This is a genomic window from Corynebacterium sp. KPL2838 (assembly GCF_040225455.1).
In the GTDB taxonomy this organism is placed as follows: Bacteria; Actinomycetota; Actinomycetes; order Mycobacteriales; family Mycobacteriaceae; genus Corynebacterium; species Corynebacterium rhinophilum.
Map to the genome: position 1 here is coordinate 86,695 of NZ_JBEHFT010000003.1, position 12,214 is coordinate 98,908.

At 60.2% G+C, this 12,214-nt stretch carries 11 protein-coding genes and 1 pseudogene; 6 read left to right on the plus strand and 6 right to left on the minus strand.

Annotated elements, in window-relative coordinates:
* Positions 1-2: 2 nt before the first annotated feature.
* The 3 genes from ABRP98_RS01935 to ABRP98_RS01945 are packed head-to-tail and all read left to right on the plus strand — an operon-like array spanning position 3 to position 4,172.
* Positions 3-764 (plus strand): LamB/YcsF family protein, encoded by a 762-nt coding sequence (locus ABRP98_RS01935; RefSeq protein ID WP_284781803.1) that lies wholly within the window; start codon positions 3-5, stop codon positions 762-764.
* On the plus strand, positions 764-2,383 hold the full coding sequence (locus tag ABRP98_RS01940; RefSeq protein ID WP_349857170.1) for a 5-oxoprolinase subunit B/C family protein: 1,620 nt from the start codon (positions 764-766) through the stop codon (positions 2,381-2,383). Before ABRP98_RS01935 ends, ABRP98_RS01940 begins: the two co-directional genes overlap by 1 nt.
* The gene (locus tag ABRP98_RS01945) at positions 2,373-4,172 is read left to right on the plus strand and encodes an acetyl/propionyl/methylcrotonyl-CoA carboxylase subunit alpha (protein ID WP_349857171.1); all 1,800 of its coding nucleotides are present in this window, start codon (positions 2,373-2,375) and stop codon (positions 4,170-4,172) included. Before ABRP98_RS01940 ends, ABRP98_RS01945 begins: the two co-directional genes overlap by 11 nt.
* Before the next feature lie 10 nt (positions 4,173-4,182).
* On the opposite strand, the gene ABRP98_RS01950 is transcribed toward ABRP98_RS01945, so the two are convergent.
* Both ABRP98_RS01950 and ABRP98_RS01955 read right to left on the minus strand, forming a co-directional pair.
* Positions 4,183-4,476 carry a DUF8462 domain-containing protein gene (locus ABRP98_RS01950; RefSeq protein ID WP_349857172.1) on the minus strand — a complete coding sequence of 98 codons (294 nt, stop codon included), beginning with the start codon at positions 4,474-4,476 and terminating at the stop codon, positions 4,183-4,185.
* Positions 4,445-5,278, minus strand: coding sequence for an ATP-binding protein (locus ABRP98_RS01955; protein ID WP_349857173.1), 834 nt, complete (start codon positions 5,276-5,278; stop codon positions 4,445-4,447). The genes ABRP98_RS01950 and ABRP98_RS01955 overlap by 32 nt, the downstream gene beginning before the upstream one ends.
* Positions 5,279-5,394: 116 nt before the next feature.
* Between ABRP98_RS01955 and ABRP98_RS01960 the strand changes: the two genes are divergently transcribed.
* Positions 5,395-6,012: a GntR family transcriptional regulator gene (locus ABRP98_RS01960; protein ID WP_349857174.1), complete on the plus strand. Its 618-nt coding sequence runs from the start codon at positions 5,395-5,397 to the stop codon at positions 6,010-6,012.
* A gap of 20 nt (positions 6,013-6,032) precedes the next feature.
* Here ABRP98_RS01960 and ABRP98_RS01965 read toward each other — a convergent pair.
* From ABRP98_RS01965 to ABRP98_RS01975, 3 genes and pseudogenes are all read right to left on the minus strand, one after another.
* Positions 6,033-6,802: pseudogene (locus tag ABRP98_RS01965) on the minus strand (putative hydro-lyase).
* Positions 6,802-7,965, minus strand: a complete 1,164-nt coding sequence (locus tag ABRP98_RS01970; protein ID WP_284770101.1) for an NRAMP family divalent metal transporter — start codon at positions 7,963-7,965, stop codon at positions 6,802-6,804. The pseudogene ABRP98_RS01965 and the gene ABRP98_RS01970 overlap by 1 nt, the downstream one beginning before the upstream one ends.
* A gap of 196 nt (positions 7,966-8,161) precedes the next feature.
* Positions 8,162-9,061 (minus strand): DUF559 domain-containing protein, encoded by a 900-nt coding sequence (locus tag ABRP98_RS01975; RefSeq protein ID WP_349857175.1) that lies wholly within the window; start codon positions 9,059-9,061, stop codon positions 8,162-8,164.
* 533 nt (positions 9,062-9,594) lie between these two features.
* On the opposite strand from ABRP98_RS01975, the gene ABRP98_RS01980 reads away from it, so the two are divergent.
* Positions 9,595-10,638, plus strand: coding sequence for a ribonuclease HI (locus ABRP98_RS01980; RefSeq protein WP_349857176.1), 1,044 nt, complete (start codon positions 9,595-9,597; stop codon positions 10,636-10,638).
* A gap of 6 nt (positions 10,639-10,644) precedes the next feature.
* Here the strand turns inward: ABRP98_RS01980 and ABRP98_RS01985 are convergent, their stop codons facing one another.
* A complete protein-coding gene (locus tag ABRP98_RS01985) occupies positions 10,645-11,100 on the minus strand; it encodes a YdcF family protein (RefSeq protein ID WP_284770067.1) in 456 nt (151 codons plus the stop codon).
* 120 nt (positions 11,101-11,220) lie between these two features.
* Here ABRP98_RS01985 and ABRP98_RS01990 point away from each other — a divergent pair, with 120 nt between their 5' ends.
* Positions 11,221-12,207 (plus strand): LacI family DNA-binding transcriptional regulator, encoded by a 987-nt coding sequence (locus tag ABRP98_RS01990; RefSeq protein WP_349857177.1) that lies wholly within the window; start codon positions 11,221-11,223, stop codon positions 12,205-12,207.
* The last annotated feature ends 7 nt before the right edge of the window (positions 12,208-12,214 follow it).

The following is a 12,214-nucleotide window of genomic DNA, read 5'->3' on the forward strand; positions in this document are numbered from 1 at the left end:
GAATGGCTTCGCTCCACATTGATCTCAACGCGGACTTGGGTGAAACCACCGCTGGCAACCCGGTAGCTGATGATGCTGCGATGCTGGAGATGGTCTCCTCCGCCAATGTCGCCACCGGCTTCCACGCCGGTGACCCGCACTCCATTGCCCAGACCCTTGAGGCCGCGGCGCGTGCGGGAGTGACGGTCGGTGCACACGTGGGCTATAACGATCCGGCCGGCTTCGGCCGCCGCTTCATCGACTACAACGCGGCGGAGCTCGCGGACGAGGTCACCTACCAAATTGGTGCGCTTGATGCACTGGCGCGCGCCAATGGCACACGGGTGTCCTACGTGAAGCCGCATGGGGCGATGTACAACACCATCGTCAAGGACGAGGCACAGGCCAAGGGTGTCATCGCGGGCATTAAGGCCTTCGGGGATCTACCTGTGATGCTGCTGCCGGGCGGCCGCGCGGTCGATATTGCAGAATCGCAAGGCCTCACCGTCATCCGCGAGGCGTTTGCGGATCGCAACTACAATCCCGATGGCACGCTGGTCTCCCGCAAGCAGGACAATGCGGTATTGGGGGATGAAGGGGATGTCGTCAAGCGCGTGCTAGAAGTCGCCCAAACCGGATCCATTACCGCCATCGACGGCACGACGCTCGATGTCGATGCCCAATCCGTGTGCACCCACGGTGATTCACCGGGATCCGTGAAATTGCTGCGCGGTGTGGTCGAGCGCCTCAGCGCGGAAGGAATCGACATTCGGAGCTTTATCTAATGCCGCATATTCACTTCGTTGGCACCCGCGCCCTGCTCATTGATTTGGACGGGCTCGAGCAGGTCATGGCGTGGCATGCGGCGCTGTCCGCTAAACCGCTCAAGAACCAGGTGGATTGCATTGCCGCTGCCACCACATTGCTCATTACCTTTGAGGCACCGAATTCCGCGCGCGCGGCCGCAGAGTTCCTGACGGACTTCTCCCCTGCCGCCGCTACCGCAAAAGAGGCGCGCACGGTAGACATCGACGTGCTTTACGATGGCGAAGATGTCGACGCCGCCGCCGATCTCCTCGGCATGTCGCGCGAGGCCTTGATTGACTGGCATACCTCTACCGAGTGGACTGCCGCCTTTGGCGGCTTTGCCCCGGGCTTTACCTACTGCGCGCCCTCCGATCCTGCCCAGGCCAAGGCCGTGTCCCGCCGCTCCGATCCGCGCACGGCCGTTCCGGCTGGCGCCGTGGGCATCGCGGGCGAGTTCTCTGCGGTCTACCCGCGCGTTTCACCAGGTGGCTGGCAGTTGCTCGGCACCACCAATACCCCGATGTGGGATTCGCACGCTAACCCACCCGCGCTGGTGCAGCCCGGTGACCGGGTGCGCTACCGCGCCGTGGACGAGCTGCCGGACTTGGTGGATCGCAGCGCGGAATCCAAGCGCTCGCCGGCCCGCCTGCCCCGCATGGAGGTCCTCGATGCGGGCCTGCTCACGCTTTTTCAAGACCTTGGCCGCCCCGGCGTAGGCGACCTTGGCGTAACACCCTCAGGTGCCGCCGACCACGCCGCCGCGGCAACCGCGAATGTCGCCGTGGGCAATCCGCGGGGCGCGACGGTGCTAGAAAATATCGGGGGCATTAAGCTGCGCGCGCTGACCGATACCGTCATCTGCGTTACCGGCGCCACCGCCCGCGTTCGCCTGGGTGAGATGCCCGTGCACCTCGCCCGCCCGGTGCTCGTTACCGCTGGCCAGACCGTGACGGTCGGTGCCGCAACGGTAGGCATGCGCAACTACGTTGCCATTCGCGGCGGCATCATTGCCGAATCCGAACTGGGGTCCTCTGCCACCGACGTCCTTTCTGGCCTCGGCCCCGATCCCGTCACCACTGGCGATGTCATCGGCGTGCTGCCGCGCTCGACCGGCATGACGGATGCGCAATTGGTCAATCCTCTGCGCGTATCCGCCGATTCCGCTGGCAAAACGCGCGCGACGCTGCGCTGCGTGCTGGGTCCGCGCGATGACTGGTTTGGCGATAATATCTCTACCTTCCTGGATACCGAATGGGTCGTTTCCTCTGATTCCAACCGCGTTGGCCTCAGACTTTCCGGGGCGAAAGACGGCGCGGAGGCTTCTGAAGCCTCCGCAGATGGGAACATCACCGTGCAACGCGTGAAAGACGGCGAGTTGCCCTCCGAGGGAATGGTGGCCGGCTCCATCCAGATCCCACCGAATGGCAAGCCGGTGGTCTTCCTGCGCGACCATGCCGTCACCGGCGGCTATCCCGTCATCGCCACCGTGCTGGAAGAAGATATCGACATCGCCGCGCAGCTCCCGCCCGGCGCGCGCGTGACCTTCCGCCTCGTGACACCTCAAGCTTTAAATACTGGAGAAGAAAATGCAGATTAAAACCGTCCTCATTGCTAACCGCGGCGAAATCGCCGTGCGCATTGCCCGCGTGGCCCGCGACTTGGGCATTAAGTCCGTCGCCATTTATTCCGAGGCCGATGCCGGTGCCCTGCACACCCAGGTTGCCGATGAAGCCTATGCGCTGCCCGGCAATACCGCCGCCGATACTTACATGAATATCCCGGCGCTGCTGGATATCGCCGTGCGCGCTGGCGCCGATGCCATCCACCCGGGCTACGGTTTCCTCTCCGAAAACGCCGACTTCGCCCGCACCGTCACCGATGCCGGCATGGTGTGGATCGGCCCCTCCCCGGAGTCCATCGAGCTGTTGGGCGATAAGATTGCCGCGCGCCGCGTGGCTGAAGAGGTCGGCGCGCCCCTGGCTCCGGGCACCTCAGATCCCATCGATGATTGGCAGGAGGCCCGCGCCTTTGCCGAGGAGCATGGCCTACCCATTGCCATCAAGGCCGCTTATGGCGGCGGCGGGCGCGGCCTTAAGGTCGTGGACTCCATGGATGAGATCGAGGGCGCGTTTAACTCCGCCGGGCGCGAGGCCATGGAGGCCTTCGGCCGCGCCGAGTGCTACGTGGAGAAGTTCCTGACCCACCCGCGCCACGTGGAGGCGCAGGTCCTGGCGGATACCCACGGCAACGTACGCGTGCTGGGCACCCGCGATTGCTCCACCCAGCGCCGCTTCCAAAAGCTCATCGAGGAGGCCCCGGCGCCCGCGCTTTCCGATGCCCAGCGCACCGGCATCATCGAAGGCGCGCGCTCCATCTGTTCCCACGTGGGCTATACCGGCGCCGGCACCGTGGAATACATCGTTTCCGAGGACGGCACCATCTCCTTTTTGGAGGTCAATACCCGCGTCCAAGTCGAACACCCTGTGACCGAGGTCGTGACCGGCACCGATATCATCGCCGAGCAATTCCGCATCGCCGCAGGCGAGCCCCTGTCTATCTCTGAGGATCCGGATTCCACCGGCCACGCCTTTGAGTTCCGCATCAATGCCGAAGACATCCTCAACGGTTTTGCCCCCTGCCCCGGCACCATCGTCTCCTTCGAGCCGCCCACTGGCCCCGGCATCCGCGTCGATTCGGCTGTCCGCTCGGGATCCATTATCCCGCCGTACTATGACTCGCTCATTGCCAAGCTCATCGTGTGGGGCCCCACGCGCGAGGTAGCCCTCGCCCGCTCGCGCCAGGCGCTGCGCGAGTTTGACGTCTCCGGCGTGCGCACCGTGCTGCCCTTCCACCGCGACATGATGGACGAGCCAGCACTTATTGGCACTGCGTCTTCCGCTGAGGCCGATGCCGGCGCCAGCGACATCGGCGTCTTTACTGACTGGCTCGACCACAACTACCGGCCTTCTGCCGCCAACCAGGTAGACAAGGTCGAGGCCATCTACACCAAGCGCCGGACGGTCGCGGTGGAAATCGATGGCAAGCTCGTCAATATCGGCGTGCCCATGGACTTCCTCGCAGGCGCCGGTGCCGGTGCCGGTGCCGGCGCTGGTGCGGGCGGCGCGGACGGTTCTGGTGCCACCGCTCCCTCGACGGCCGGGGCGCAGTCCACCGACGATAACGCGGTCACCTCCCCCTTCGAGGCCAACCTCGTGGCCTGGAATGTATCCGATGGCGATAGCGTCTCCGAGGGCGATTCCATCGCCACGGTCGAGGCCATGAAGATGGAATCTGCCATCAAGGCCCCGCGCGGCGGCACCATCAAGATCCTCGCCAAGGAGGGCGACCGCCTGGATTCCGCGACGGTGATTGCGACCATCGACTAGCGCGTGCTGCCTACCTGAGTGCTTGGCCGCGCAGATACTCACCCAGGTAGGGCAAGAGAAAGCGCACGGTTCCATAGCGGTGGCTGGCGATGAGATCGCGTTCTAAAAGCAGCTTGCGGGCCATGGAAATGGCATTGGGAGTCTTGCCCAGGTACGCCGCGATGGCGCCGGTGGGAATATCAGGTCCGTGTTCGGCTTCCAGCTCCGCCATGGCGTTGAGAAAAGCGCGCTGGGCGTCAGGAACATTCTTCAACGCAATCTTGTGCACCTGGTTACCCATATGCGCTGGAATCTCGCGCGCCATCGAGTACCGCATGGGTCCACGCAAAAGCGCCGACCAACTGCAATAGGTACGGATAGCCCTGCACCAATGCGGTCGCCTCTTCCAAAGCGCGCTCGCTGAAACCGCGCCCAGCCACGGTGGCGGTGCTATGCAGGGTCTCAGCTACGGTGGCATCATCAAGCAGCCCCAATTCCAACCTTTGAGCGCGGCGCAAAAAGGTGGTGCCCTCGTGCTCCAATAGTTCTTCTACCCCGAAGGTCAATCCCGCGGCGGCGAAGGCGATATCGTACTCGCCCCGAATGAGATCCTGGATGGCGGTGGCAAGCTGCGCAAGCTCGCCCACGGAAGCCGCTTGCACCTCATCGACAGTCAACAAGACTCCAGCATCATGCGCACGCGCGGCCTTCAAGAGGCTACGCAGCCGCGAGACAAAGCTGGGCTGGGCCTGGTTGTGGGGCAATTGTGTCGTCACAGATCCCACGCCCGCCACAGACAATCCCGTGATCTTGCGGCCCGTCTTCTCCGTATAGTCCAGCTCCTCGATGGCTTCCGGAATCGTGGAATTGCGCAGCTGCGCTACCATCTGGGCATCCGCATAGGCGCGGATAACAACCCACCCTAGGCGGCGCGCGGATTCTTCGAACTCATTGAGCAGCACGGTTTTGCCCACCCCGCGAGTACCGCTGACCAGCAAGGCGCGCTGCATGCTGCCCACACCACCCACGAGCCCATAGTTAAACGAGCTGATTTCAAATTTGCGCCCAGCCAGCTGCACCGGCGACGCGCCAAAACTGGGGCGAAAAGGATTCTTATCTGGAATCACTATGCCAGACCTTCCATTTAGATCTTTTAGAACTTCGCCGCCTCTTTAGAACTTTTAGATCTTTAAGTCATACGGAATGGCCGTTGACGCCTCACCCATTCAGTAAGGTGAGGGGCATGCTTTCCCAGTCCGTCGCCACCGCTTTGCGCCAAGAGATATCGGCCGGCAATTTTCAACCCGGCGAGCAGCTCAGCGAGGTAAAGGTGGCCGAGCAATTCGGTTGCTCCCGCAATACCCTCCGCGAGGCCTTCACCACGCTCGCAGCCGAGCGCCTGGTTGAACGCATCCCCCACCGCGGCGTCTTCATCGCCACCCCGGATGCCGCCTATATCCGCGATTTATTCGCCGCCCGCGCCGCCATCGAGCCGACTGCCGCGCGGTGGGGCGCGTTTGCCGATGCCCCCTCGCTCATCTCCCTCGCATCCTCCGCCTTCGAATGCGCAAGGCGCGATAAACACCAGGAAGTCTCCTCCATTAACCAGCGCTTCCACCAAGCACTGGTAGCAGGACTTGATTCTCCCACCTTGGATGAGCAGATGAGCAACCTGCTCGCACGCATGCGGCTTACCTTCTTATTGGTCATTCCCCGCTACCCGCAGCTGCACGCCGAGCACATTCAAGGCAACGTTGATGTGGCCACGCTCATCGCGGAGGGAAAACGCGAAGAGGCCACCACGCGCTTGCGCGATAGCCTCTTAGAAACCTGCGATACCATCTTGTCCTTCACGGACTAAGAAAGTAGCGGGGACAATGCCTAAGGGATGAGGTACTCCGCATCGCGGGCATTGGTCACCAGCATCTTGCCCGGCGCATGGGAAATGGCCAGCTCCGGCTTTGATTCCATCACGATGGCTTGCGGGGTGACCCCACACGCCCAAAAGACGGGCAAGCAGCCTTCTGGAATATCCACCGCATCACCAAAGTCTGGGTGCGCTAAATCCGCAATGCCGATAGCCGCTGGGTCCCCCACGTGCACCGGCGCGCCATGCACGGATGGATAGCGGGAGGTAATGCGCACCGCATCGGAGACCTGCGATGCCGGAATCGGGCGCATCGATACCACCATCGGTCCGGAAAATACGCCCGCAGGAGTAGTAGGAATATTCGTCCGGTACATCGGCACATTGCGCTGCTGTTTGATATGCGCGATCTCTATGCCCGCATCCACCAGCGCCGTTTCAAAGGTAAACGAGCAGCCGATAAGGAAGCTGACCATGTCAGGGGTGTAATGGGAGGTGGCATCGACAAGCGTGGCCGTGTGCTCACCATGCTCAAAGATGCGATAGGCCGGGATATCGGTGCGGATATCGCCGCCAGGCAGCAAATCCGAGGTGTACTGACCTGCCTCAAGCACGCCGACGATGGGGCACGGCTTGGGGTTGCGCTGGGCAAAAGCAGGAAGTCGAAGGCGTATGCGCTGGGCAGCGAGAGCAGGTTGGCCTGCATGTAGCCTCGCGCGTGCCCGGCGGTGGTAGTCATCTCGTGGGTTCGCGCAAACTCGCGTACCTCTTCTGGCGTCTGCATTATGCCCATATTGCTGTGATTCCTGAAACTGCTCGAAGCCCGATGAAGATGGTGAGCAACCAGACCAGGCTGCCAAGGATAAGCAGCCACTTTGGGTACTTATAGCCCTGCAGCAGGTCCTTGCGGCGCCAGGCCACCCACATCACCAGCGCGAAGCCGATGGGAAGGATGAGCCCGTTAATCGCACCGGCGAAGATCAAGAGCTTTTGCGGCGCGGAGTTGATTATTACAAAAATGATCGTGCAGACCGTAATGAAGATGACGGTGAAGATATTGCGGGTCCGGGACGAAGTTTCCTGGGTGGTCACGAAGGATACCGAGGTATAAGCGGCACCGATGACGGAAGAAAGGCCTGCGGCAAAGAGCACCATGCCGAATGCGCGGAGGCCGAATTCACCAGCTGCGTGGTAGAAGGCATCGGCGGCAGTATTATTTTCTTTTAGCGTGACGCCGGTAGCTACCACGCCCAATACCGCCAAGAAGAGCAGCATGCGCATAATCCCGGTGACGATGATGCCGCTGACGGAGGTGCGCGTAATGTTCTTGACGTTTTCAACGCCAGATAAGCCCGCATCGATCAACCGGTGCGCGCCGGCAAAAGTGATATAGCCGCCGACGGTGCCGCCGATGATGGTGGTGATGACGAAGAAATCGATTTCACCCGGCGCGACGGTATTCTTAAGCGCCTCCCCTACCGGCGGCTGGCTGACGATGGCCACATACAACATAAGCAGGATCATTACCGCGCCCAAGGCGGCCACAAGGCGGTCCAGCGCCATTCCAGCGCGGCGGGAGAGGAAGATGAACACCGCAATCGCCGCCGCAATGACGCCACCGATACGGGCATCGATGCCCAGCATCGCGTTCAGGCCCAAGCCTGCGCCGGCGATATTCCCGATATTAAAAATCGCCCCGCCGAAAAAGACGAAGCCTGCGAGCACCCAGCCCAATCCGGGCAGGACGGTATTGCCCAAGGTATTGGCGCGCATTCCCGTCACGCAGAGCACGCGCCACACATTTAGCTGGATGGCAATGTCCACCAGGATGGACAGCGCGATTGCGAAGGCAAAAGAAGCGCCCATCTGGACGGTAAAGACCGAAGTCTGGGTCAAAAAGCCCGGGCCAATGGCCGAGGTAGCCATGAGGAACATGGCGCCCGCCATGGCGCCAATGCCCTTGGGCGGGGTTTTCGCATCCGCCTGCGCATCCGCCTGTGCCGAGGCGGAAGCTTGTTTTTCAGCACTCACTAGTTTCACCTTTCGTGACGCCGGTCTCTCTTAAATGTGATTCGCATCATCATAATTGTTATTACGGAGGTTGTTCAACAACATCTATAGCTAGGGGTGCTTCGGGGGTGATCTACGCTACTTTTCCCGCCTTTCGCCCCAGGTATTCAACTATTGTCTCCACTACCCTATTCGGCTCATTGACCAGCTCTTTTGGCCCGAATCTCAATACGGTAAATTGCTGATTTTCGATTTCTCGTTGCCTGCGCATCTGTTCCTTGACCACTGTTTTCGGTGCTTTCCCATAAGTACCGTCGTACTTGGTATCCCCATCGACCTCGATAATGAGCCACCCATCGATACATAAGTCAGCCCGGTACTTTCCCAATACGCGAAACTGTGGGTACACAGTGGCCGTGGGAATCCTTTCAATAATCAACGCCCGCAACAGCGACTCGTACGGTGATTCAGAACCGGCATACGCATGCTCCACCACCATTCTCATGGGGATAGGCCCCTTCATCCGAGCCATTGCTGCCCGAGTTTCCTTCAGATCTTCTAGCGAAACCAGGCCCGCACGCAATGCGGAATCGACCGCTACAAGCCCCTGCGCAAACCCATGTAGCCTAGCGATATCCAAGCACGTCCGCGCCGGATTAGTCACCCGAACCCCGGACTTTTCCACCGACGTCTCCCCTATACGTGACATTCGGTAATACTTTCGCGGCCACTGCGTGTGCGGTGGAATGCTTCCTGAAGGTGAAGCGAGCTCAACGAGCTCTTTTCTCCTGGGAATCACCCAAATTCCCCAAATGCGCGCAGCTGACTTAGCCACCAACGACGCTCGGTGCGCACTTAAGCCGGCCGCTAAAGTAAGGGCAAACTGTTGCTTATGCCATGGCCAGCTTTCCCACGTCGTTGTTTTCACTGCAATCCATGGAGCAACTCGCTTTAGTTCTCCTGAGTACAGCGCTGGATAGTAAGGACTAGTTGAACCTACATAGCGAAGATTAATTAACTCATGATTTAACATGCTCTTTATCTTCGTTGCTTCCTGGAGAAACTGCTGAGCGTGATGCTCCAAATGGTCATATTCTGAGCTCCCTGCTGGGCATCCGCATTGAACGGGTCCAATCCCACGGGACGGGCGACTAGTACCTTTTGCGAAGGATAGGTAGTCGGTCGCTTTGGTCAGGGTTGGAAGGTCAGCCTCCTATGGTCAACCTCCACTGCAATAACTGAGCAAACTCGCTCCTCAAATATCGCAAATTCTCTTCAAATATTGCATGGGACCCTGCACTTTCGGAGCATCCTGAAACGGCTTTCTCAGTGCCCGTTGCCACGCTTCCGGAAGAGGCCTTTGAGCAGCCGGTTGCAGAGCTTCTTGAAGCAGCTTATGCAAGGCATCCTGAAGAGCCCTTTGAGCAGCCCAGTGGACAGCTCTTTGTGGCACTGTTGTGGTACGGACCGCAACGAGTCCTAAAACTATCGCGAACAGTCACGAATCGAGTCCACATCAGGCGCGTGCAGCTCACCGCTGGAATGGGGCGTGATTTACTAGAACCAATGGAACCCCTCGAGCTCTCAGCACTCACCGGCACGCAATCGCGTACCTACGGCACCCGCAAAATCACCAAGGACATGGTGTCTGCGCCGGTCCATGTGGCTATCGCCCTGTGGGACGAACGCTGGGACTCAGCGGAGGACGGAACCATCGAGGGCTGGGTCATCGCGGTCAACACTCCGCAGGCACGCTTTGTACGCAAAGGCCAGATCAAAAAGGGCGATATCGTCAAAGTTGCAGTTAGCGAGCTACAGCGCGCCCTGCGCGGAATCGATGGACGTACCTGGATTGTCACTGGTCGCAGGCAAAATGCGCTGCGATCGGCACTCGAGAAGCGCGGCTATACGGTGACGGGGAGCTTTGCGGGGGAGAATCGGGCATCGGCAAGCGCGAGCTCCGCACGCCGCAAACAAGCTGGCTTGACCGCGCGGAAGGCCCGCAAGCTGGGCGAGGCCCCGAAGAAGAAGGAAGCAAACAAGGTCGAAACGCCAGAGGCGAAATGGTGGCCCAACTTCTCGCACACCACGTCGTGGCCGGCGGGCGCGGTGGTGCGCATCGCTACCGACGCCTCCTCCGATACCGTATTCAAGGGGTCGATGTGTTTCGTGGCGGGAAACGGTGACTACCGCCTGCGCACCCACGAGACGAAAGCTAGCACGGATGAACTGGAGTTAGAAGCGCTCACGCTCGCCTTAAAGTACCTGCTCCAGGTAGGCGCGACGAAGGCCGTGATCGAATCCGATTCTGTTGCGGCATTGGATGCTGTCAACCACATTGTGCACAAGAAAGGCTCAAAGGCGGCACGGCCGGGACGCAGGTGGCGCGGTGTCTCGTCTGGTGCGCGCTCCCGATTCCAACAGGCCTGGGGCGATCTAGAAGGCACCTGCGAAGTGGATATTCGCCGTGTGCTCGGTCATGCCGGGGATCCGCTCAATCGCGCCGCCGATCAGATTGCGTATATGGGGCTGCGCGCCATTGCGCACCCCATGAAGCAATCGCGGCCTACCTTGCAAAGCGGGATCAGCAAGGCGCTCAAGGCAGTGTAGCCTCGGTTACCTCCGCAGTCGCCGCCACAGGATTCGCGCTGCGGAATGCGGGGTCGCCGCAACCTCGCGTAGGTAATTGCGCGGCATCGACAGCCACGGCGTGCGCGCGGGGTGAACATTAATCGCAATGCCCAAATGCCAGGCCCACAATGTGGTGCGCAGGGCATGGAAATCGTTGGTGACCACCTGCAATACGGCATCTGGTGCAAGGCTATGTGCGTTTTCTAAATTTTCATTTGTACTGGTAGCGGCCGGTTCCACAAGCACATTCCCAGGATCAACGCCTCGCTTGATGAGGTATTCGGCCATCGCGCCCGCTTCCCCGCGGCCAGAGACGATGACCGTCTGCCCAGAATAGAGTTCAAGCGTCTTATCCAAACGAGACCGCAGCATGGCGCCCGGATGACCGTGGGTGACACGGGAGCCCAAAACAAGGAGCGGATCGCGCGGGGAATTTTCCATGCTCATTAGCTTAGACCGGCGCGAACCCTTGACAGACACAGGTACTGAACCGTAACTTGAGACACAAGTGTGCAATCGATTGCACTACCCGTCGAAGCTGCTCTACCCCTAGGAGCTGAAATGGCCGCAACTACCCTCAAGCACGTAGCCGCCGCCGCTGGGGTGTCCATTTCCACCGCCTCGCGCGCGCTGGCAGGAAATCCAGCTATTTCCGCAGCCACCCGCACGCGCGTAAAACAAGCAGCCGAACAGCTCAATTACCGCCCAAATGCCCAGGCACGCGCACTGCGCAACGCACGGTCCAACGCCATCGGCCTCGTCATACCAAGCCTGGATAACTCGTATTTCGCCGCCATGGCCGCCGCAATTGAACAAGAAGCTAATGCTCACGGTGTCGCCACCATGATTACCAGCTGCGGCGAGGATCCTGCGCGTTTGGAACGCGCCCTCGATGCCCTCACGCAGCGGCAGGTCGATGGAATAATTACTGTTCCCCTCGATGGCGCAGAAGACGCCATCCGCCAGGCCCACTCCCATCGGCCGTTGCTATTGATTGACCGAACACTGGGGGAATTTCCCGCCGTGATTTCTGATCCTGGTCCGGGAATGCATAAGGCAATTGCGCAGCTCAAGGACAAAGGCCATACCTCGATTGGCTATCTTTCCGGGCCCCAAGAAACCTCGACCGGCAGACAGCGCCTCGCTGTATTCACAGAAGCAGCCCGCGACCTTGATATCCACATTCACCACGGCGGCTTCCGGCACCGAGAGGGATACAAGGGTGCAATTGAATTACTGAATGCAGGGGTTACGGCCATCATTGCCGCTGATTCGATGATGACTGCGGGCGCCTTAGAAGCCTGTCATAATTCCGGCAAGGCCATTGGAGAGGAAGTCGCACTCGTCGGTTTCGATGACTTCATTTACCTGCGCTTCCAGCCAGCGCCCATATCCGTAGTGGACCAAAACGTCGACCACATGGGCAAGATAGCCACCGCAGAACTCATCGCGGCCATCAAAAATAAGCGCCCACCTCAAGGCTCGATAATCGATACGCGATATATCCCCCGCATGTCCACTGCATTCACCGTAGAATCCGATTCATAGGAGGATT